This window comes from Nocardioides sp. Root1257 (genome assembly GCF_001425175.1).
Classification (GTDB): domain Bacteria; phylum Actinomycetota; class Actinomycetes; order Propionibacteriales; family Nocardioidaceae; genus Nocardioides.
This window is the reverse complement of sequence record NZ_LMDV01000009.1, coordinates 803,332-824,276: the sequence shown is the minus strand read 5'-3', so window position 1 is coordinate 824,276 and position 20,945 is coordinate 803,332. Positions and strand designations below refer to the sequence as shown.

Below are 20,945 nucleotides of genomic sequence, written 5' to 3'. Positions count from 1 at the left end.
GATGACTGCCTCCCTGCCCGATGAGTGGCGACGTCGGTCCAACGACCCCGTCTTCTGGACCGACGTCACCCAGCTCCTCAAGACGGCGCTCGCGGCCGTGCTCGCCTGGGTGCTCGCCACCGAGGCGTTCTCGTTGTCGCAGTCGTTCCTCGCCCCCTGGGCCGCACTGCTGGTGGTGCACGCGACGGTGTACCGGACGTTCTCGCGCGGGCTCCAGCAGGTCACCGCGGCGGTCGTCGGGGTGGTGCTCGCCTGGGCGGTCGGCAACGCGCTCGGGCTGGACACGGTCTCGGTCGCCGTGGTGATCACGCTGGGACTGGTGGTGGGCGCACTGGACTGGTTCGGCTCCGAAGCGATCACGGTCGCGGCCACCGCGATGGTGGTGCTGACGACCGGCTACACGAGTGACGACTCCCTGCTGCTCGACCGGCTCCTCGACACCGCCATCGGCATCGTCGTGGGCCTGCTCGTGAACGCCGTCGTCTGGCCGCCACTGCGCCGGCGTACGGCGATCTCGGCCATGAACAGCATCGACGACGACATCGGCGCCCTGCTCATCGACATCGGCGACGGCATGGTCGGACCCTGCACGGACAAGGACGTCGCCGCGTGGATCGATCGCACCCGCTCGCTGGACGCCGATCTGGATCACGCCTGGGCGCTCGTGCGACAAGCGCAGGAGAGCGGGCGGATGAACCCGCGCCGCTCGGCGCGTGGGCTTCGCGACCCGCGGCGCTGGCAGGCCCTGCTGGGCCGCATGGAGCAGGCCGTGGCCGAGACCCGGAGCATGGCGCGCACCCTCGGCTACCACGTCGCCGGCCGCGACCAGTGGGAGCCTGGCTTCCGCGATCGCTGGCCGCTCCTCGTCAGGGACGCGGGGCGGGCGATCGCCGATGCGGACCCGGACCGGATCGGGGACGTCCACGTCCGGCTCAGCTCGCTGGTCGACGACCTCGGCGCGCTCGAGAGATCCCCGGCGCACTGGCCCGTCTACGGCGCCCTGGTCGTCAACCTGCGCAACACCCTGGATGCGATGGACGAGGTCGCCGCCGCCAACCCGCTCGGCCAGCCGCCGCTGGCGATCACGCGCCTGCAGCGGCGCTGACTGCGATCGGCAAGTCTGCGGGTTTCACCGGCTGACCGCCAGAACCCGCAGACCTGGCAGCCAGAACCCGTGCGCCACGCCGTCGGTCGTCGGCGTGTCGCGCGGGCCTTGGCGGCTGACCGGTGAAACCCGCAGGCCTCAGGCGGCCTTGGTCATCCTGCGCGCCTGCTGCTGGAGGCGGGCGGTGGCGGCGCGGCGGACCTTCGGGCCCTTCGTCGTCATCGCCCAGAGCAGCTTGGTCTGCTCGGGGAGGTTCTTGACCGTCGTGGTCTCGAGCCAGCCGTTGGGCAGCGACAGCCGGACCACCTTGTGCCAGGCGGAGTAGACCTGCTGCGGCAGCGGGGCCGAGTGGTAGTTGAGGTCGTACTTGTCGAACAGCGCCTGGACCTTGGGCGCGACCTCGGCGTACCGGTTGGACGGCAGGTCGGGGAAGAGGTGGTGCTCGATCTGGTGCGACAGGTTGCCGCTCATCAGGTGCATGGCCTTCGAGCCGGAGATGTTGGCCGAGCCGAGCATCTGGCGCAGGTACCACTCACCGCGGGTCTCGTCGTCCGGGATCGACTTCTTCTCGAACGTCTCGACGCCCTCGGGGAAGTGACCGCACATGATCACCGAGTGCGACCACACGTTGCGCACCAGGTTGGCGGTGAAGTTGGCGGCCAGCGTCGGCAGGAAGCCGCCGAACGGGATGGCCAGCGCCGGGTTGACGACGTAGTCCTTCGTGGCCTGCTTGCGGATCTTCTTGAGCGTCTTCGAGAGGTTGGTCTTGAACTGCTCGCTGCGCTTCTCCTTGGGGATGCGTAGGTTGCGGCCCAGCTCGAGGTCGTACGCCGCGATGCCGTACTCGAAGAAGCAGGCGTTGATGAAGTTCCACACCGGCTGCGCGAGGTACATCGGGTGCCAGCGCTGGTCCTCGTCGACGCGCATGATGCCGTAGCCGAGGTCGTTGTCCTTGCCGACGATGTTCGTGTAGGTGTGGTGGATCTCGTTGTGCGCGTGCTTCCAGCCGTCGGCCGTCGACGCGTTGTCCCACTCCCAGGTGGTCGAGTGGATCTTCGGGTCACGCATCCAGTCCCACTGGCCGTGCATGACGTTGTGGCCGATCTCCATGTTCTCGAGGATCTTGGCGACGGACAGGCCGACGGTGCCGAGCACCCACAGCGGCGGCAGCGCGGAGCCGAGCAGCACGGCGCGCGACGCCAGCTCGAGGCGGCGCTGCACCGTGACGATGTTGCGGATGTACGCCGCGTCCTGCTCGCCGCGGCTGTCGAGCACGTCCTGGCGGATCGCGTCGAGCTCGATGCCGAGCTGCTCGATGTCCTCCGGGGTCAGGTGGGCGGTGGGGTTGACGGGCTTCTTGGTGATCGTGGTCATCAGTGCCTCGCTCTCAGTGGTCGATGTGGCACGGGCCAGCGGCCGCGTTGATGCAGGTCTGGATGCGGACGCCACCCGGCCCGGTCTCGCCGGGGACGGCGACGGTGAGGGCGCCGTTGCGGAGGTCGCGCACCGCGCCCTCCTTCAGGGGGACGACGCAGCCCATGCAGATGCCCATCCGGCAGCCGCTGGGCATCAGGACGCCGGCGCTCTCGGCCGCGTCGAGGATCGGGGTCGCGCCGTCGGCCTCGACGACGGTGCCGCCCGCGAAGGTGAGGGTGCCGCCCTCGCCGGCGACGACGGTCACGGGCCGGAAGCGTTCGGTGGTGAGGACGAGGCCGCGCTCGTCGTAGTGCTCCTGGAGCGCGTCGAGCAGGCCCGCCGGTCCGCAGGCGTACGCAGTGCGCTCCGCCAGGTCGGGGACGATCTCGTCGAGGTCGTCGACCTGGAGCAGCCCGTGGGTGTCGGTGTGCATCTCGACGAGGCGCAGCCACCCGGCGGCGTCGTACTGGCGCAGCTCGCTGCCGAAGATCACCTCGGCACGGGACAGGGCCGAGTGCAGCAGCACGATGTCGGTCTGCGGCCGCTCGGCGCGCGAGAAGAGGTTGCGCAGCATGCCGATGACCGGCGTGATGCCGGAGCCGGCCGTGACGAGCAGCAGCTTGGCGGGGAGGGGCTGGGAGAGGACGAACTCACCCTGGGGCTGGTCGAGCTGGATCATCTGGCCGGCGCGAGCGTGGTGGACCAGGTGGTTGGAGACGACGCCGTCGGGGATCGCCTTGACCGTGATGCTGATCCGGCGGTCGGCGCGCGGCCCGTGCGTCAGGGAGTAGGTGCGCCAGAGGCGGACGCCGTCGACGTCGACACCGACGCGGGCGTACTGACCGGGCACGTGGCCGGTCCAGTCGCGACCCGGCTGGAGCACGATCGTGGCGGACTGGTGGGTCTCGGGGCGGACCTCGACGATGCGGGCTCGGAGGTCGGCGCCGCGGCGCAGCGGGTGGAACACGTCGAGGACGTCGCTGAGCTCCAGCGGCGTGACGGCGGCCTCCGCGACGCGGCGCAGGCTGTCGCGCAACGTCCGGCCGCGGGTGGACCGGGTCGTCGTGGACGGGAGGGCGATGCTCATGCACTCCAGTGTGCTGCGCCCAGGGCGTAAGATCCTGACCGCAGGACGTGAAGATCCACGTCACAGTTGTTCGCAGATGACAAAAAGGACGCCATGGCCGCCGTACGCCGCACCGCCGACCACGGGCTCCGCCTCCCTCCGCTCGCGGTCGACCGGATGCGCGGCGAGCTGCCCGAGGTCGCCGAGCACGTCGTCGCGGCCATCATCGACGAGGTCCCCAGCTACACCGACGCGTTCAGCGGGCCGATGGGCGAGACCATCCGCAACGCGGTGCAGCTCGCGCTCGGCGGCTTCCTCTCGCTCGCGAGCGGCAAGCGCGGCGCCGAGGTGTCCACGCCGACCGCGCCCGCCGTCGAGGGCGCCTACCAGCTCGGTCGCGGCGAGGCGCGCAGCGGCCGGACGACCGAGGCGCTGCTCGCGGCGTACCGGATCGGCGCCCGCGTCTCCTGGCGCGAGATGTCGACGACGGCGGTGCGCAACGGCCTGGACGCCGAGACCCTGGTGGCCTTCGCGGAGCTGGTCTTCGCCTACATCGACGAGCTGTCCGCGGCGAGCGTCGCCGGGCACTCCGACGAGCTCGCGACCACCGGCCGGGTGCGCCAGCGCCGGCTCGAGCGGATCGCCCACCACCTGCTCACCGGGTCGCCGGTCGAGACCGTGCAGGCCGCGGTCGAGCGCGCCGGGTGGGAGCCGCCGCGCACCCTCACCGCGGTGATCGTGCCGGAGTCGCAGGTGCGACCGGTGCTCGCCTCCGTCTCCCCGGCGACCATCGCGGCCACCGAGGCGCCCGAGCTCGACGAGAGCGTGCTGCTGCTGGTGCCCGACGCGCACGGCCACCGGCGTACGGCGCTGCTGCGCACGCTCGGCACCCGCGGCTGCACCGCCGGCCCGGCGCGGCCGTGGCTCGAGGTGCGCGCGTCGTACGACCGGGCCCTGCGCGCCCGTGCCGCCGGTCTCGAGCTCGACACCGAGGCGCACCTGGTGCCGCTGGTCCTCGAGGCCGACCCGGCCGCCCGCGCCGACCTGCGCGCGCAGCTGCTCGCGCCGCTCGCCGACCTGCGCCCGGGCACCGCCGAGAAGCTGACCGACACCCTGCGCTCGTGGCTGCTGCACCAGGGCCGGCGCGAGGACGTCGCCGCCGACCTCTTCGTGCACGCCCAGACGGTGCGCTACCGGATGGGCCAGCTCCGCGAGCTGTACGGCGACCGCCTCGACGACCCCGACACCGTGCTGGCGCTGACGGTGGCGCTGGGCTGAGCCGAAAAGCTTTCGAGATCCGCCCCATCCGTTCCCCGGACGTCTCCGAACCCCCGGTGCAACTGCACCTATCCCGCGGCGTCGCCGCGGAACTTTCGGGAGGGAAACCGATGATCAGGAAGCACACTGTTGCCGCCGGCCTCACTGCGGCCGTCCTCGCTGCCACCACCACCGTGGCGGCAGCACCCGGTGCCCAGGCGGCGCCGAGCACCGCCGATCGAGCAGGCCGGACCAGCCTCGCGGCGGTGCTGGCGGCCGACGGGCACCACTTCGACAAGAACTGGGGCGACTTCGACATCCTCGACCAGGCGGTCTCGACCGTCCTGAAGGAGAAGCCGAAGAGCCCCGTCGGCGTCCTCGCCCGGGGCAAGGTCCGCCTCACGGCGTTCCTGCCGACCGACCGCGCCTTCCGCCAGCTGGCGAAGACGCTCACCGGCACGGCACCGAAGACCGAGCGGGCGACCTTCAAGGCGCTCGCCAAGGCCGCCGGCGTGGACGTCATCGAGACCGTGCTGCTCTACCACGTCGTGCCGGGCAAGACCCTGGGCGCCGCCAAGGTGCTCAAGTCCGACGGCGCGAAGCTGACGACCGCGCAGGGCGGGACCGTCACGGTCCGGGTGAAGGGCTCGAAGGTCACCCTCGTCGACGCCGACCCCGACCTCCGCAACCCGCGGGTGGTGGCGACGAACATCAACAAGGGCAACCGGCAGATCGGCCACGCGATCGACCGGGTGCTCCTGCCGCTCGACCTCTGAGCGACCGCGGACGTCGCACGGACGGGGTCGTCGCCCCGTCCGTACGACGTCCCGGCGGGGCGCAGCTAGTCCGAGGGGTCCTCGCCCACCAGACCGTCCACGGACTCGCGGATCAGGTCGGCGTGGCCGACGTGGCGGCCGTACTCCTCGATCATGTCGTAGACGAGCCGGCGCACGTTGGCGTGCGTGCCCTGGTCGTCGGCGATGTCGGCGTCGCCGCCGAGGCCGACCGTCGCGATCGCCTCGTCGACGAGCGCCTGGCCCTTCGCCACCGACTCCTTGAAGAGCGTCTCGAGCGACTCTGGCGTGTCGTCGTCCTCGACCCGGAAGAGCGAGGCCCCGTCGTCCCAGTCCCACTCGTCGAACGGCGGGAAGGGCCGGCGGCCGTGCAGCTTCCACGCGAAGGTCACCGCCTCGACCGCCGAGAGGTGCTTGAGCAGGCCGCCCAGCGTGAGGGTCGACGGCCCGAGCGTGGCGCGGATGCCGGCGGCGTCCAGGCCGCCGCACTTCCACAGCAGGTAGCCGCGCATCCGGTTGAGCGACCCGATCAGGGCCTCGACCTCGGTGCCGGCGAGTGGGGGTTCCTGTCCGATGTTGATCTCCGTCATGTCCGGCACACTAGGACCATTCCCGGACGATCTACTTCCCCGACTGCACGAGCGCTCCAGGCCCTCGAGCTGGTCCAGGCGCGCCGCGGCATCACCGCCGACCAGCTCGGCGCCGCCCTCGGCGTCACCGGTCGCGCGGCCCGTCGCTACGTCGCGATCCTGCGCGAGGCCGACCTGCCGATCGAGTCCGTCAGCGGCCCGTACGGCGGCTACCGGGTCGGCCGCGGACTGCGGCTGCCGCCGCTGATGTTCACCGCGGCGGAGGCCGCCGGCCTGGTGATGGCGACGCTCGAGGGGCACCCCGGAGCCGCCGACCCGGCCGACGTCGTCGGCGGCGCGCTCGGCAAGATCGTGCGCGCGCTGCCCGAGCGGGTCGCCGTACCCCTGCCGGAGCCGGCGGGCGAGGCGACCCCGCACGAGCACCTCGAGCGACTGCTGTCGGCCTGCTCGTCGGCCCGCGTGCTGGACCTCTCCTACCGGTCCGGCGACCACCTCTCGCAGATGGTCGTAGAGCCGTGGGCCGTCGTGCTGCGGCACAGCCGGTGGTACCTGCTCTGCTGGTCGCGCAGCCGGGACGCCCGACGGGTGCTGCGCGTCGACCGGGTGACCGACGTGGCGACGCTCCCGGAGACCTTCACTCCCCCGGCCGACCTCGACGCGCTGCGCACCGTCGAGGAGCACTTCTCGCAGGGCTGGCGGTACGCCGTGGAGGTGGTCGTCGAGGCGCCTCCGGTGTGGGTCCGGCGCTGGGTCCCGCGCAGCCTCGCCCTGCTCGAGGAGCTGCCCGGCCACCGGACCCGGATGGTGGCGAGCACCGAGGACCCGGACTGGTACGCCCGGCAGCTCGCGCTGATCCCCGTCGCCTTCACCGTCGAGGGCGACGAGGTGCGGGACGCGCTCGCCGAGCTCGGCCGGCGGCTGGTCGCGTCGGCCGACGGCGCGACCTAGGGTCGGGCCATGCTCGAGACCCAGCGTGAGATCGTCCCCCGCGACGACGACGGCGAGCTCGACACCGCCCTCGCCTTCCTCAACTTCGCCCGCTCCTGCCTGCTCAAGAAGCTCGACGGCCTCGACGAGGAGCAACTGCGGCGGCGCCTCGTCGTGTCCGACACGAACCTGCTCGGCCTGGTGCAGCACTGCGCGGCCGGCGAGCGCTGGTGGTTCGCCCACCACGTCGGCGGCGACCCGGCGTACGCCGACACCGACTTCACCATGGTGGTCCCGGAGGACCGCAGCTCAGCCGACGTGATCACCGACTTCCGCGCCGCCGTCGACGAAGCCGACCGGCACATCGCGGCGGCCGGCTCCCCGGAGGCGCTGACCGTGGTCCCCGTCGACGGTCACCGCAAGACGCTGCGCTGGGTGCTCGCCCACACCACCAGTGAGGTCATCCGCCACGTCGGCCACGCCGACATCCTGCGCGAGCAGATCGACGAGGTCACCGGCCGGTAGCCGCCACCTGACGGTCGATCTCGGCGGTCAGCTCCGCGCGCAGCTCGTCGTGCTGCGGGCCGAGCTCGTGGCCGGCGCCGACCTGCTTCGTCCAGTGGTGCAGCGCAGCCGGCCAGCCCACGACGTCGGCCGGCTCCCAGGCGTAGCGCGGCGTGACGTGCGCGTGCAGGAACGCGTCGGTGTTGCCCTGGATCTCCAGGTTGATCCGCCGGAAGTCCGGGTCGCGACGGGCGGCCACCGCCGCCACCGCCCGGCCGAGGATCGCCATGTCCTCGAGGAACGCCAGCTGCCGCTCGGGCGTCAGGTCGGTGAGCTGGTCGGCCGCCGGGTCGTCGCTGATCAGCACGCAGTAGCCGGGCAGGTGCTGCACGTCGGCGATCACCGCGAAGCCCGCGCGCAGCCGTCGGAGCACCGTCGGGTTCGTGCCGGCCAGCGCCGTACCGACCCGATCGGCCCGGAAGTCCTCGGTCATGCGAGCGCCGCGTCGATCGCGGCATCCACGTGCAGCTGCGTGGTCGGGAAGACGGGCACCGGGCTGTCGTCGGCGCCGACCAGCAGCTCGATCTCGGTGCAGCCGAGCACGATGCCCTCGGCACCCCGGGCGGCGAGCCGCTCCATCACCGCGCGGTAGGCCTCGCGCGACTCGTCGCGGACGACGCCGAGCACCAGCTCCTCGTAGATGATCCGGTGCACGACCTCACGGTCCTCCGCCGACGGCACGAGCACCGCGACGCCGTGCCGGGCGATCCGGTCGACGTAGAAGTGCTGCTCCATCGTGAAGCGGGTGGCGAGCAGCCCGACGGTCGTCAGGCCCGCCGCACGCACGGCCCGGGCGGTGACGTCGCCCAGGTGGAGCAGCGGTACGCCGGTCGCCGCCTCGATCGCGGGCGCCACCTTGTGCATCGTGTTGGTGCAGAGCACCAGGAGGTCGGCACCCGCGGCCTCGAGCCGCGCGGCCTCGTCGGCCAGCAGCTCACCGGCGCGGTCCCAGTCACCCGCGCGCTGCAGCTCCTCGATCTCCGCGAAGTCCACCGAGCTCATCAGCAGCCGCGCGGAGTGGAACCCGCCCAGCCGCTCCGCGACCCCGCGGTTGAGCAGGTCGTAGAACAGCGCCGAGCTCTCCCAGCTCATCCCACCCAGCAGGCCGATGCGTCGCACCCCAGATACCTACCACGCAGGACCTCACGTCGGCCCTCAGGCGGTCTGCTCGAGCCTGCCGAAGCCGCTGCGGTGGAACACCAGCGGCGTGCTGGGGCTGTCGGCGTCGACGTGCTCGACGGCGTGCAGCTCGAGCAGCACCAGGATGTGGTCGCCGGCGTCGACCTCCTGGTAGATCGTGCAGTCGAAGCGGGCCAGTCCCTCGTCGAGGGTGACCGCGCCCTCGTCGCTCACCAGGTGCGCGATGCCGGTGAACCGGTCGTCGACCGGGCCGGCGAGCTGCCGGCAGACGACCGCCTGCTCCCCCGCCAGCACGGTGACGCCGAGGTGGCCGGCGCGGCGCAGGTCGGGCCAGGTCTTGGACGTGCGGGCGAGGTTGACCGAGACCAGCGGCGGGTCGAGGCTCACCGTCGTGAACGAGCTCGCGGCCAGGCCGACCAGGCGCCCGTCGACCTCCGCGGCGATGGCGACCACGCCGGTCGGGAAGAACCCGAACGCCGCGCGCAGCAGGGTCGGGTCGAGGTCCTGGTTGGTGGAGAGCTGCTGAGTCACGCGGCACTGCCTTTCGCGGAGGTATGACTGAGGAGGGTGGTCACGAACGGGCGGGTCGCGGCCAGCCAGGCGTCGTGCGCCGCCGGGTCGTCGTGCTGCGAGTCGAGGACGTAGAGGCCGCGGCCCACGACGGTGCCGCCGATCTCGGTGAGCACCGGACGCAGGGTCAGCTCCGGCGCGAGCGAGTGCGCCGGGCTGCCGCCGAGCATGAGCGGTACGGCGATCCCGGACAGCCCGGTGCCACCGGCGAACCGGTCGAGGAACAGCTTGAGCAGGCCGGTGTAGGCCGCCTTGTACGTCGGGCTGGCGACCACCACGAGGTCGGCCGCGCCGACCTGCTCGACGAGCGCGGTGACCTGCGGGTTCGACCAGTCCAGGAGGGCGGCCCCCAGGTCGGCGAGGTCGACGACGAGGTCGGGCTCGCCGGCCAGCTCCCGGGCGACGTGGATCGCCGAGGCCAGGGTCCGGCTGCCGGGCTTGGGGTTGCCGACGACGACGGCGACGCTCATGACGCTGCCCGCACGATCTCGGGCAGCTCGGAGCCGAGCCGCAGAGACTCGAGGAAGAGCACGATCGTCGCGGCGACCGAGCGGTGCGACGCGTCGTTGAGCACGTCGTGCCGGCCGTCGTTGACCACCCGGACCCGCACGTCCTCGGCGCCGGCGTACGGCGCGAGCGCGGCGGCCGCCGGGGTGATCGGGTCGGCGGAGCCGTGGAGCAGCAGCGTGGGCTTGCCGGAGGGCGCCAGCTCGACGGAGCTCCACGGCAGCGGCTCGTTGAGGCCCCCGCGACCGAAGCCGTCGTCCCCGGTGATCACGGAGCGGTGCACCGGACAGGCCGTGCGCGCCTCGATCTCGTCGTCCCACGACCCCACGCCCGCGGAGTCGGGCAGCGCGAGGCCGGCGACCACCACGGCGTCGACCGCGATCTCCGGCGCCAGCAGCGCGGCGAGCGTGGCCCCGCTGTCGGCACCGACGAGGACCTTCGGCCCCGGCAGCTCCTCGTCGGCGAGCAGCTTCTCGACCGTGACGCGCGCGGCCTCGACGTCGGCCAGCGCCACCGGCACCAGCCGCACCCGGTAGGCGTCGGCCGCGAGCCGGCGGCCGAAGCGCTCGTACGCCGCGGGCGTCTCGCCGCGGCCCGGCAGCACGATCAGGGTCCCGCGCGGGTTGGCGCCGGCGGGCTCGTCCCAGGAGGTGACGGTCATCAGCGAGCTCCTTCTGCATCGGAGGGTCGGTGGGCCCACGTGGACGTGAACCAGTGGACGGCCCCGGTCTCGGGGTCGTAGGAACGGCGGGGCAGGGTGCCGATGTCGGCGCCGTAGACGTGGATGCCGACGACCGGCTGGTCGCCGCCGCAGCGCACCTGGTGCACGTCGTCGTCGGTCGTGCAGCAGACCGTGACCTCGCCGGCGCCCCAGTCGTCGGTGCCCTGCTCGACGAGGGGCACGTCGGGCGCGGCCGGCTTCTCGTAGCGGGTCTCGACCTCGACGCCGCTGTAGATGCCGACGACGCCCCAGGTCTCGTGGCCGTGCACGGGGGTGCCCTGGCCGACGTTCCAGACCGCGCTGGCGATCGAGAACGAGCCGTCGCGGGCGACGTGCAGCGGATACATCACGTAGCGGTCGGGGTCCGGCTCGGTCGTGCCGGCGGGGAGGTCGAAGCCGGCGGCGAGCGTCGCCGTGAGCTCGGCCTGGATCGCGGAGGTGAGGGTCTGCTCGTCGAGGCCCTGCGCGATCAGGCCCTCGACCGTGCGGGCGAAGGTCACGAGCTCGGGGACGTCGGTGTCGACGGGGACGATCTGCTGCTGGGTCATGCTCGCTCCTGGGTGAGTCGGGCGGCGGTTCGGGCGGCGGCGTACGCCGCGATGCGGTCGCGGAGGCCCGGCGCCGCCAGCGAGCGGGCCAGCGTGGCCAGCTCGGCGTCGCCGTCGTGCGACGGGCGGGGAGGGGTCGACCGGAGGGCGAAGGCCAGGTCCGAGGGACGGCCGGTCACCTGCGCGTCGCCGAGCTCCGCGCGCCGGACCGCACCCAGGGCGACGCCGAAGGCGGAACCCGGGAAGCGCAGGGAGACCCGCGGGTCGACCAGCCGGTGGTCGCACGCGAGCACCAGGTCGGCACCGGCGCCGACGGCCGCCCCCTCGGCGACCGCGACGGTGACGTACGGCGCCGCGAGGAGCCGCTCGAGCAGCAGCCCGATGCGCAGGAAGCGCAGGGTGAGGGAGGCGTCGGTCTCGACCTCGAGGCCGCCGAGGTCGAAGCCGGCCGCGAAGTGGCGCGGGTTGCCGCGCAGCACCAGCGCCTCCGGGCGGGCCCGGTCGGCCTGGTCGAGCACCGCGTGCAGCGTCTCGACGAGGTTGGCCGAGAGCGCGTTCGCGCGAGCAGGACGGTTGAGGGTCACCGTCCACACGTCGCCACGCTCCACCGACACCGTCATGACGCCGCCACCCACTCGTCGTGCACGTCGGTGTCGGCGCCCAGCCGGGGCGCGCCGCGGTCGAGCCGGGGCACGGCCCCTTCGATGCGCACCGGGAAGACGACGGTCGGCGTCGGGCCGGCGACCGGGACGTCGAGGGACGCGACCAGGCCGGTCTGCTCGACGTGCGGGTCCGCGAGGATCTCGCCGAAGGTGTTGACCGGGCCGCACGGCACGCCCCGGTCCCGGAGCTCGGCCAGCCAGTGCTCGCGCTTCTCGAGGGCGAACCGGTCGGCGAGCAGCCCCGCGAGCTCGTGCTGGTGCCGGACCCGGTCGACCTGGGTGCGGAAGCGCGGGTCGTCGACCAGCTCGGGCCGGCCGACGACGTCGGCGACCGCCGCCCAGAGCCGGTCGTTGCCCGCAGCGACCGTGAAGTCGCCGTCGGCGGCGGCGAAGCCCTGGTAGGGCGCGTTGCGCGGGTGCGCCGTACCGAGCCGCTGGGGCTCGCGGCCGGTGCCCCAGAACTCGCTGGTCTGCAGGGCCGAGACGCCGAGCAGGCAGTCGAGCATCGGGCAGTCGACCCGCACCGAGGTGCCGGTCTCCCGCACCTGCGGCAGCAGCGCCGCGATCGTGTAGGCGGCGTACAGCCCGGCGGTGAAGTCGCCGACCGGCACACCGGCCTTGACCGCGCCGCCGTCGGGCTCGCCCGTCACGCTCATCAGCCCCGACATCCCCTGGATGACGACGTCGTAGGCGCCGGCGTCGACGTACGGGCTGGTGAGGCCGTAGCCCGAGATCGAGCAGTAGACCAGGCCGGCGTGGCCCTCGCGGACCGCGTCGTACCCGAGGCCGAGGCGGTCCAGCACGCCCGGGCGGTAGTTCTCGACCACGACGTCGGCGGCGTCGACCAGCGCACGCGCCCGGGCCAGGTCGCGAGGATCCTTGAGGTCCACGACCACCGAGCGCTTGTTGCGGTTGACGGAGGCGAAGTTGTGGCTGAACCGCTCGTCCCCGGACTCCGCGAACGGCGGCCAGGCACGCATCTGGTCACCCGCCGGCGGCTCGAGCTTGACGACGTCGGCGCCGAGGTCCGCGAGCAGCATGCCCGCGAACGGCCCGGCGGCGACGTGCGCCAGCTCGACGACCCGCACCCCTTCCAACGGTCGAGTCACGTCAGACAGCCGCCGCTTCGGCCTGGCCGCGGGTCGCGGCGCGGTGCGCGAGCTCCTGGCGGACGAGCGGCAGCAGGTCGCGGCCGTAGTCGACCGCGTCCTGGAGCGGGTCGTAGCCCCGGATCAGGACCGTGTCGACGCCGATCTCGACGTAGTCGAGGATCGCCGCGGCCACGGTCTCCGGGGAGCCGACCAGCGCGGTCGAGTTGCCACCGCCGCCGACCGCGGTGGTCGTCGGGGTCCACAGGCACCGGTCGTGCACGTCGCCCTTCGCTGCGACCGCGAGGAGCCGCTGGGAGCCGGCGTTCTCCGGCGCCTTGCCGGCCGGGTGGAGCTGTCCGACCTTCTCCTTGAACTGCGCCCCGACCCGGCCGTTGATCGTGTCGAGGATGCCGTGCGCCCGCTCCCACGCCGCGGCGTCGGTGCTGCCGAGGATCGGGCGGAAGGACACCGAGATCCGGGGACGACTGGCCCGGCCGGCCTCGGCCGCGCGCTGGGCGACGGTGTCGATCTGCCCGGCGGTCTCCGCGAGCGGCTCGCCCCAGAGCATGTAGGTGTCGGCGCGCTTCGCGCCCACGCCGTACGCCGCCGGCGAGCTGCCGCCGAAGAACAGCTCGAGGTGCCGCCCGTCGAGAGGACGCACGTGTGGGCTGAGGTCCTCGAAGCGGTAGTAGGTGCCCTCGTGGCTGTGCGGTCCGGCGGAGTCCCACACCTGGCGCAGGATGCCGAGGTACTCGTCGGTGCGGGCGTAGCGCTCGTCGTGGGACAGGTAGTCGCCCTCGCGCCGCTGCTCGGAGTCGGTGCCGCCGGTGACGATGTTGAGCGCCACCCGGCCGCCGCTGAACTGGTCGAGCGTGGCGAAGGTGCGTGCCGCGAGGGTCGGGTGCACGACACCGGGACGGTGCGCGACGAGCAGGCCGAGGCGCTCGGTGTGCGCGGCGGCGTACGCCGCCACCTGGCTGCCCTCGGCCCAGCCGGAGCCGTAGCCGATGAGGACCCGGTCGAAGCCGCCGTCCTCGTGGGCGCGGGCGAAGCGGGCGGTGTAGTCGGGGTCGATCGCCCGGCCGTCGCCGGGGCGGATCTCGGATCCGTCGGCGGTGCCGATCATGCCGAGGATCTCGACGTCGTCGTACGTCATGTCTCTGCCTTCCTGAGCGTCGTGGGAGTGGTCAGCCGGCGAGCGCCGGGCGCTGCTGGGCACCCGCGCGGACCAGCTCGATGACGCGGGCGTACTGCTTCGCGTCCTCGAGCGGGTCGAAGCCGCGGATGAGGAGGGTGGTGACGCCGAGGTCGACGTAGTCGAGGAGGCCGTCGGCGACCTGCTCGTAGGTGCCGACCAGCGAGGTCGAGTTGCCGGCGCCGCCGGTGACCTTGGCGAGCGCGGTCCAGAGCCGCTTGTCGTGGACGTCGCCCGCCTCGGCGGCGGCGACGAGCCGCTGCGAGCCGACGGCGTTCTTCCCGAAGCCGGTGAGGGGCCCGTTGCCCCCTGCCGTGGCCTGCGCCGCGGCCAGCACGGCGTCGGCCCGCGCCCAGGCCTCCTCCTCGGTGTCGGCCACGATCGGGCGCAGGCTCACCGAGAAGCGCGGGTCGCGGCCGTACGGCGCCGCCGCGGCACGCACCTCGGCGATGCGCTGCCGGATGCCGTCGAGGGGCTCGCCCCAGAACGCGTAGGCGTCGGCGTGCTTGCCGCCGACCCGGATGGCGTCCTCGGACGCACCACCGAAGTAGATCGGGATCTGCCCGGGCTCCGGTCGGACCGAGGCCTGTGCTCCGGTGACCCGGTAGAACTCGCCGTCGTGGTCGAACGGGACCTCGGACTCCCACTCCTTCCGGACGACGGTGAGGAAGTCGTCGGTGCGCCGGTAGCGCTCCTCCTTGGTGAGGTAGTCGCCGTCGCGCTGCTGGTCGGTGTCGTCGCCGCCCGTGATCACGTGCATCGCGACCCGGCCGCGGTGGAACGCGTTGAGCGTCGCGTAGGCGCGGGCGGCGATCGTCGGCGCCCAGAAGCCCGGCCGGTGCGCGAGCAGCACCCCCAGCGTGTCGGTGGCCTCGAGGGTCTGGTCGGCGAGCACGAACCCGTCGATCGACGACGAGGAGTGCGCGATCAGGACCCGGTCGAAGCCGGCGGCCTCGTGGGCCCGCGCCAGCTCGGCGGCGAACTCCTTGTCGACCGGCGGGCCGACCGGTACGCCGACCTCGGTGTGGGTCGCCATCCCGCTCCGCCCCTCACCGGCCTGGGCTCCGGTGGGGCCGCTGGTGTCCACGCGCTGCGTGGCGGTGATGCCGATGAACTCGATCTGGGGCGTGCTCATGCTGACTCCCGGGTGGGCTGTTCGTGGTCGTGGTCCAGTCGGTCGCGCCAGGTGGCGGCGACGTGGCACGCGGCCTGGCGGCCGGTGTCGTGCGGCACCGGCACGAGGGCCGGCTGGTCGGTGCAGGCGTCGTGGGCGAACGGGCAGCGCTGGGCGAAGACGCAGACGCCGTCGGAGGGCCACGCGCGGCCGGCGGCGGCGGGCTGCAGCTGCTCGGGACGGAGCCGGTCCGCCTCGTCGGCGCGTCGCTCGACGCTGGGCGCGGACGCCGCGAGCAGTGCCGTGTAGGGGTGCGCGGGCTGCTCGAGCACCGCGCGGATCGGACCCTGCTCGACGATCCGACCGCGGTAGAACACCGCGACCCGGTCGGCGATGCCGGCCAGCGAGCTCAGGTCGTGGGCGATGATGATGACCGCCAGCCCGAGCTCGGTGCGCAGCCGGTCGAGCAGGTTGAGCACGAGGTTGCGGTTGGACACGTCGAGGGCCGAGACCGGCTCGTCGCAGAAGAGCAGGCGTGGCCGGGTCGAGATGGCCCGGGCGATCGACACCCGCTGGCGCTGGCCGCCCGACAGCTCGCGCGGCAAGCGGCCGCGGACCGCGACCGGGTCGAGACCGACCAGCCGCAACGAGTCGTCGACCCGCTCGTCCCGCTCCCGGCGGTCCAGGGTCCGGGCGATGTCGAGCGGCTCGCGGACGACGTCGGCGACGGTGAGGTCGGGGTCGAGTGATCGGAGCGGGTCCTGGAAGACCAGCTGGACCTGGCCGGAGCGCCGGAACGCTCGCAGCGCACGGCCCCGCAGCGACCCGACGTCCTCGCCCGCGAACCCGATGGAGCCCGCCACGGGCCGGACCAGGCCGACCGTGGCGCGGGCCAGCGTGGTCTTGCCGGAGCCGGTCTCGCCGACGATCCCGACCACCTCACCCGCTCGTACGTCGAGGTCGGCTTCCGACAGCGCGGCGCCGGTCCCCAGGCTCGCGGCCTTCTTGGGCGGCGCGTAGGACACCGAGAGGCCCCGCACGCTGAGCAGCGGTGACCCCGTGGTGGTCACGGCGACCTGCGAGCGCACCTCGTGGGTCGTGGTCATGCGGACACCTTCTTCGTGGGGGCCTGGGCGGTCGGCTGCTCGACCAGGACGCAGCGCGCGGCGCGGTCCTGGCCGAGGTCCGTGAGGTCCACGGGGCCGGTCGTGCAGCGGTCGGAGGCGAAGACGCAGCGCGGCGCGAACCGGCAGCCCGGCATCTCCTCACCGGCCGCCGGGGGCTGGCCGGGGATGACGTCGAGCGTGCGTCGCTGCCAGTCGCCGATGGTGGCGACGCCCATCAGCGCCTGCGTGTACGGGTGCTGCGGGTTGCGCAGCACCTGCTCGGTCGGGCCGCTCTCGACGATCTGCCCGCCGTACATGACGAGGATCCGCTCGCACGTCTCGGCGACCACGGCGAGGTCGTGCGTGACCAGCAGCAGCGACAGCCCGTGGGTCTCGCGCAGCCGGCGCAGCAGCGCGAGGATCTCGGCCTGGATCACGACGTCGAGGGCGGTCGTCGCCTCGTCGGCGATGAGGAGCTCCGGCTCGCAGGAGACCGCGATCGCGATCAGGACGCGTTGCAGCATGCCGCCCGAGAGCTGGTGCGGGTACTGGTGGAACACGGCGTCGGGGTCACGCAGGCCGACCTCGGCGAAGAGCTCCACGGAGCGGTGGTGGGCGTCCTTGCGCGACAGCCGGCGCTTCACCCGGAGCTGCTCGGCGAGCTGGTGGCCCACGGTGAGAGAGGGGTTCAGGTACGACGCCGGGTCCTGGAAGACGGCGCCGAGCCGGAGGCCGCGCACGCGGTCCCAGGCCGAGCGCCTCAGGGCGGTGAGCTCCACCTCGTCGGCGCCGTCGCCGAGGGTGATCCGGCCGTGGTCGATCGCGCCGCTCGCCGGCAGCAGCCCGAGCACCGCCCGGCAGGTCAGCGTCTTGCCGCTGCCGGACTCGCCGACCAGGCCGACGGACTCGCCGCGGCCGATCGAGAAGGAGACGTCCTGCACGGCGACCAGATGGTCGCCGACCGAGACCTGGAGGCCGGAGACCTCCAGGGTGCGCTCGGCACGGGGGTCAGGCAGTGACGACATCGGGCTGCTCCTCTCGCGGGGCTGCGGCGGTGCGCCGAGGACGCCGGCGCGGGACGGCGCTCGCTCCGGTGGCGTCGCGGACGGCATCGGCCAGCAGGTTGAGGGACCCGACGGTCGCCATCATCAGCAGCGCCGGGTAGATCGGAGCGAACGGCTGCTGGGCGAGGTAGCCGAGGTCGGCGGAGAGCATCCCGCCCCACGTCGGCGCCGGCGGGGTGACCCCGAGGCCGAGGAAGGCGAGCGACGCGACGACCAGCAGCGCGGCGCCCATGGCGTGGGCCGACGTCACCGCGACGTTGGGCAGCACCTTGCTCCAGATGTGCTTGCGCAGGGTCCACCACTCGGTCGCGCCCATCAGCTCCGCGGCCTCGACGTACTGCGTGCGCCGCAGGCCGAGCGCCGCGGCCCGGGTGACCCGGTAGAAGATCGGGCTGATCAGCACGCCGATCGCGATCATCGCCTGCTGGAGCCCGTTGCCGAGCGTGCCGGCGACCGCGATCGCGAAGACCGTGAACGGCAGGATCACGAGGGTGTCGCTGACCCGCAGGGTGATCCACTCGAGCCGGGGCCCGAGCCAGGCCGACGCGAGGCCGGACGGTACGCCGAGCGCGGCGCCGATGAGCACCGCCTCGAGGGCTCCGACGACCGACAGCCGGGTGCCGGCCATCAGCCGGCTCAGCACGTCGCGGCCAAGGTAGTCGGTGCCGAGCCAGTGTGCGCTGCTCGGCCCCTGCAACACGTCGTCCGTGTACTGCTTGAGCGGGTCGTCGGGCGCGAGCGCGCCGCCGAAGATCGCGAGGAAGGCGACCAGCGCCAGCACGACGAACGCGAAGCGGGCGCTGGGCACGCGCCACAGGGCCTTGAGGGTCGTCATCGGGCCGCTCCCGTCGCCCCGGCACCGCGGCGCGCGGCCGGGTTGAGCGCCGTCTGCAGCACGTTGATGACCAGGCTGGCGGCGACCACGATCACGGCGGTCACCAGCAGTGTCCCGAGCACGACCGGCACGTCGCCCTTCTCGGCCGACTGCAGCGCGAGCTGGGCGATGCCGGGCAGCCCGAAGAGCTTCTCGGTCATCACGGCGCCGCCGATGATGAGCGGGATCGCGAGGCCGATGACGGCCAGCGTCGGGCCGGCCGCGTTGCGCAGCACGTGCCCGAAGAGCACGCGACGCCGGCCGAACCCGCGCATCTCGGCGCCCACGGCGTAGTTCTCCCGCAGCTCGCCGACGAGCGAGGTCCGCAGCTGGCGGGCGATCGAGGCGGCCACGTCGAGGCTGAGCGCGAGGCCCGGCAGGATCGAGAACCGCAGCCACTGCGCCGGGTCGACGGCGAGCGGCACGTAGCCGCCGGCCGGCAGCAGCTGCAGCTTGACCGAGAAGACCACGATCAGCGCCATGCCGATCACGAACGGCGGCAGCGTGCCGAGGATCGAGCAGACGAGCGTCACCGAGCGGTCGACGATCCCGCCGTTGCTCAGCGCCGCACCGATGCCGGCGCCGCCGCCGATCACGATCGCCAGCACCAGTGCGAGTGCCGCGATCGACAGGTCGACCGGGAGCGCCGCCTTGATGCTGTCGGTGACCGGGATCGTCGTGAACCAGGACCGCCCGAGGTCGCCGGTCAGCGCGTGGCCCACCCAGGAGAAGTACTGCGCGACCAGCGGCCGGTCCAGCCCGAACTCGTGGTTGAGCCGGTCGATGTCGGCCTGGGTCGCCGTCTCGCCGAGGGCCGCGGCGGCCGGGTTGCTGTCGCTGAGCGCGCCGAGCGCGAAGGTGACGACCGAGGCGAGGAAGAGCACCGTGACCGTGACGACCAGGGTGCTGAGCAGCGTCCGCAGCCAGGGCAGTGCCCGGCCCGCGGCCACGGGCGCACGGCGGGCCCGGGTGACGGCCGCCGCCTGGACGGCGATGCTCACGACACGGTCACCCCTTCGAAGCGGCGCAGGCTCGGCGAGTCCGGGAGCTCCGAGACGCCCTTGCGGATCACCGCGGCCGGCGCGGTGACCAGGAAGGCGTTCGGGAAGGTCGTGACCGCGATCCGCGTCGCCTCCTGCAGCAGGCCGGGGTACGACGGGTCGTCGGTCGGCGTCTGCTTCACCTTCTTGAGCTGGGCCTCGAGCTTGGGGTCGGTCTGCCGGCCCGGGTTCATCAGGCCCTCGGCGCCGAAGAGCACCTGGAAGGCCTGCACCGGCGACTCGCGCCCGGCGAAGCCGTCGAAGGTGAGCGCCTTGGAGTGCTCGATGTAGACGAGCTGGGTGTGCTGGGTGGCCGGGATCGTGTCGATCGTGACGTCGAAGCCGACGTCCTTGAGCTGCGCCTGGATCAGCTCGACCGACGGCGTCGAGAAGCCGGAGCTGGTGAACTTCACCGGGACCGGCTTGGTGTAGCCCGCGTCCTTCAGGAGCGTGCGCGCCTTGTCGGCGTCGTAGGCGAACGCGTCGGCCAGGTCGTCGTTGTAGCCGACGTACCCGGGCGGGAAGGGCTGGTAGTCGGCCTGCCCCACGCCGAAGAACACCACCTCGGCGAGCTTGTCGCGGTCGATCGCGTACTTCAGTGCCTCCACGACGGCCGGGTCGTCGAACGGCGCCATCCCGGAGTGCACGTCGAGCGTGTAGACGAACATCGTGTCGATGACCTGGACGTCGAGGCCCGCGCTCTTCGCCTGGTCGATCTGGGCGCCGGAGATCCGGGCGAGGTTGTACTGGCCGGACTGGACCGAGGCGACGACGGTCGCCGGGTCCGCCTGCGGGTAGAGCTCGAACGCGGAGACCTTGATCTCGTCGGCGGCGAAGAAGTTCTTGTTCTTCGTCAGCGAGGCGTGGTCGTTCTGGACGTACTTCGTGACCGAGAACGGCCCGGAGCCGGCCGGCTGGGTGGCCAGCGCGTCGGCGTCCTTCTCGAACGCGGCCGGGTTGACGACCATGCCGGTCTTGCCCGCGAACAGCAGCGGGTACTGGTAGTCGACCTCGCTCAGCTCCAGGACGACGTCGAGGTCGCCCGAGGCGGTGGCCTTCTTGATCGTGGTCATCTGGGGCGCGATCAGCGAGCCGTCCTGGGTGCGGCCGCGCTCGATCGACTTCGCGACCGCCGTGGCGTCCAACGGGCTGCCGTCGCTGAACTTCAGCCCCTTGCGCAGGGTGAAGGTGACCTGGGTGCCGGACTTGTCGTAGGCCCACGACTCGGCGAGCCACGGGATCGCGTTGCCCTGCTCGTCGAGGGCCGTGATCGGGTCGTAGGCGAGCGCGAGCATCTGCACGTCGGAGCCTGCGGAGGAGGTGACCGGGTCCCAGGTGGTCGGCAGCTGCCAGGCCCAGGTCAGGGTGCCGCCGCCGCTGCCTCCGGCCGCACCACCGGCACCTCCGGTGGCGGTGCCGCCGCAGGCCTCCAGCGCGATGATCAGGCTCGCGCCGAGGCTGGCGCCGAGGAACGTGCGACGGCCCAGGCTGGTCGTGGGCGTACGGCGGGGACGGGAGGACGTGGGCATCGTGGTGTTGCCTTTCGGGGGACTCGGGGTGGTGACGGTCGAGGAAGGACCGGGCGCCCAGCCGG

At 72.9% G+C, this 20,945-nt stretch carries 23 protein-coding genes and 1 pseudogene; 6 read left to right on the top strand and 18 right to left on the bottom strand.

What is annotated here, in order from left to right; translation table 11 throughout:
* The first annotated feature begins 1 nt into the window (after window position 1).
* Window positions 2-1,105, top strand: a complete 1,104-nt coding sequence (locus tag ASC77_RS18005) for an FUSC family protein (protein WP_056156108.1) — start codon at window positions 2-4, stop codon at window positions 1,103-1,105.
* 138 nt (window positions 1,106-1,243) lie between these two features.
* Here the strand turns inward: ASC77_RS18005 and ASC77_RS18000 are convergent, their stop codons facing one another.
* Complete coding sequence (locus ASC77_RS18000; RefSeq protein WP_056156106.1) at window positions 1,244-2,479, bottom strand: fatty acid desaturase family protein; 1,236 nt, start codon at window positions 2,477-2,479, stop codon at window positions 1,244-1,246.
* Between the two features lie 13 nt (window positions 2,480-2,492).
* Entirely contained in the window at window positions 2,493-3,608 is a 1,116-nt protein-coding gene (locus tag ASC77_RS17995; RefSeq protein WP_056156103.1) for a ferredoxin reductase, read from the bottom strand.
* A gap of 93 nt (window positions 3,609-3,701) precedes the next feature.
* On the opposite strand from ASC77_RS17995, the gene ASC77_RS17990 reads away from it, so the two are divergent.
* Complete coding sequence (locus tag ASC77_RS17990; RefSeq protein ID WP_056156101.1) at window positions 3,702-4,865, top strand: PucR family transcriptional regulator; 1,164 nt, start codon at window positions 3,702-3,704, stop codon at window positions 4,863-4,865.
* Between the two features lie 110 nt (window positions 4,866-4,975).
* A complete protein-coding gene (locus ASC77_RS17985; protein ID WP_056156098.1) occupies window positions 4,976-5,620 on the top strand; it encodes a fasciclin domain-containing protein in 645 nt (214 codons plus the stop codon).
* Window positions 5,621-5,685: 65 nt separating this feature from the next.
* Here the strand turns inward: ASC77_RS17985 and ASC77_RS17980 are convergent, their stop codons facing one another.
* Entirely contained in the window at window positions 5,686-6,228 is a 543-nt protein-coding gene (locus ASC77_RS17980; protein WP_056156603.1) for a DUF664 domain-containing protein, read from the bottom strand.
* On the opposite strand from ASC77_RS17980, the pseudogene ASC77_RS27530 reads away from it, so the two are divergent.
* From ASC77_RS27530 to ASC77_RS17970, 3 genes and pseudogenes are all read left to right on the top strand, one after another.
* Window positions 6,205-6,432, top strand: a pseudogene (locus ASC77_RS27530) (helix-turn-helix domain-containing protein); the annotation flags it as partial. The gene ASC77_RS17980 and the pseudogene ASC77_RS27530 sit on opposite strands and share 24 nt — an antisense overlap.
* A 42-nt stretch (window positions 6,433-6,474) precedes the next feature.
* Entirely contained in the window at window positions 6,475-7,176 is a 702-nt protein-coding gene (locus ASC77_RS17975) for a helix-turn-helix transcriptional regulator (RefSeq protein WP_235547803.1), read from the top strand.
* A gap of 9 nt (window positions 7,177-7,185) precedes the next feature.
* Entirely contained in the window at window positions 7,186-7,680 is a 495-nt protein-coding gene (locus ASC77_RS17970; protein ID WP_056156096.1) for a DinB family protein, read from the top strand.
* Here ASC77_RS17970 and ASC77_RS17965 read toward each other — a convergent pair.
* From ASC77_RS17965 to ASC77_RS17895, 15 genes are read right to left on the bottom strand one after another with little or no spacing between them, the layout of a single operon-like run.
* Entirely contained in the window at window positions 7,667-8,152 is a 486-nt protein-coding gene (locus ASC77_RS17965) for a hypothetical protein (RefSeq protein WP_056156093.1), read from the bottom strand. The genes ASC77_RS17970 and ASC77_RS17965 overlap by 14 nt on opposite strands.
* Entirely contained in the window at window positions 8,149-8,838 is a 690-nt protein-coding gene (locus ASC77_RS17960; protein WP_056156090.1) for an aspartate/glutamate racemase family protein, read from the bottom strand. Before ASC77_RS17960 ends, ASC77_RS17965 begins: the two co-directional genes overlap by 4 nt.
* Before the next feature lie 36 nt (window positions 8,839-8,874).
* On the bottom strand, window positions 8,875-9,390 hold the full coding sequence (locus ASC77_RS17955; protein ID WP_056156086.1) for a flavin reductase family protein: 516 nt from the start codon (window positions 9,388-9,390) through the stop codon (window positions 8,875-8,877).
* Window positions 9,387-9,899 carry an NAD(P)H-dependent oxidoreductase gene (locus tag ASC77_RS17950; protein WP_056156085.1) on the bottom strand — a complete coding sequence of 171 codons (513 nt, stop codon included), beginning with the start codon at window positions 9,897-9,899 and terminating at the stop codon, window positions 9,387-9,389. The genes ASC77_RS17955 and ASC77_RS17950 overlap by 4 nt, the downstream gene beginning before the upstream one ends.
* Window positions 9,896-10,597 carry an alpha/beta hydrolase gene (locus tag ASC77_RS17945; RefSeq protein ID WP_056156082.1) on the bottom strand — a complete coding sequence of 234 codons (702 nt, stop codon included), beginning with the start codon at window positions 10,595-10,597 and terminating at the stop codon, window positions 9,896-9,898. The genes ASC77_RS17950 and ASC77_RS17945 overlap by 4 nt, the downstream gene beginning before the upstream one ends.
* Window positions 10,597-11,205, bottom strand: coding sequence for a hypothetical protein (locus ASC77_RS17940; protein ID WP_056156078.1), 609 nt, complete (start codon window positions 11,203-11,205; stop codon window positions 10,597-10,599). The genes ASC77_RS17945 and ASC77_RS17940 overlap by 1 nt, the downstream gene beginning before the upstream one ends.
* Window positions 11,202-11,825 carry an enoyl-CoA hydratase/isomerase family protein gene (locus tag ASC77_RS17935; protein WP_156391163.1) on the bottom strand — a complete coding sequence of 208 codons (624 nt, stop codon included), beginning with the start codon at window positions 11,823-11,825 and terminating at the stop codon, window positions 11,202-11,204. The genes ASC77_RS17940 and ASC77_RS17935 overlap by 4 nt, the downstream gene beginning before the upstream one ends.
* Entirely contained in the window at window positions 11,822-12,976 is a 1,155-nt protein-coding gene (locus ASC77_RS17930; protein WP_056156073.1) for a CaiB/BaiF CoA transferase family protein, read from the bottom strand. The genes ASC77_RS17935 and ASC77_RS17930 overlap by 4 nt, the downstream gene beginning before the upstream one ends.
* Before the next feature lies 1 nt (window position 12,977).
* A complete protein-coding gene (locus tag ASC77_RS17925; protein ID WP_056156070.1) occupies window positions 12,978-14,114 on the bottom strand; it encodes an LLM class flavin-dependent oxidoreductase in 1,137 nt (378 codons plus the stop codon).
* A gap of 31 nt (window positions 14,115-14,145) precedes the next feature.
* Complete coding sequence (locus ASC77_RS17920; protein WP_200945021.1) at window positions 14,146-15,288, bottom strand: LLM class flavin-dependent oxidoreductase; 1,143 nt, start codon at window positions 15,286-15,288, stop codon at window positions 14,146-14,148.
* On the bottom strand, window positions 15,285-16,373 hold the full coding sequence (locus tag ASC77_RS17915) for an ABC transporter ATP-binding protein (RefSeq protein WP_082574883.1): 1,089 nt from the start codon (window positions 16,371-16,373) through the stop codon (window positions 15,285-15,287). Before ASC77_RS17915 ends, ASC77_RS17920 begins: the two co-directional genes overlap by 4 nt.
* On the bottom strand, window positions 16,370-17,398 hold the full coding sequence (locus ASC77_RS17910) for an ABC transporter ATP-binding protein (protein WP_056156066.1): 1,029 nt from the start codon (window positions 17,396-17,398) through the stop codon (window positions 16,370-16,372). The genes ASC77_RS17915 and ASC77_RS17910 overlap by 4 nt, the downstream gene beginning before the upstream one ends.
* Window positions 17,382-18,272 carry an ABC transporter permease gene (locus tag ASC77_RS17905; protein WP_056156063.1) on the bottom strand — a complete coding sequence of 297 codons (891 nt, stop codon included), beginning with the start codon at window positions 18,270-18,272 and terminating at the stop codon, window positions 17,382-17,384. The genes ASC77_RS17910 and ASC77_RS17905 overlap by 17 nt, the downstream gene beginning before the upstream one ends.
* Window positions 18,269-19,312, bottom strand: coding sequence for an ABC transporter permease (locus tag ASC77_RS17900; RefSeq protein ID WP_082574881.1), 1,044 nt, complete (start codon window positions 19,310-19,312; stop codon window positions 18,269-18,271). The genes ASC77_RS17905 and ASC77_RS17900 overlap by 4 nt, the downstream gene beginning before the upstream one ends.
* Window positions 19,309-20,880, bottom strand: coding sequence for an ABC transporter substrate-binding protein (locus tag ASC77_RS17895; RefSeq protein ID WP_056156060.1), 1,572 nt, complete (start codon window positions 20,878-20,880; stop codon window positions 19,309-19,311). The genes ASC77_RS17900 and ASC77_RS17895 overlap by 4 nt, the downstream gene beginning before the upstream one ends.
* Window positions 20,881-20,945: the final 65 nt, after the last annotated feature.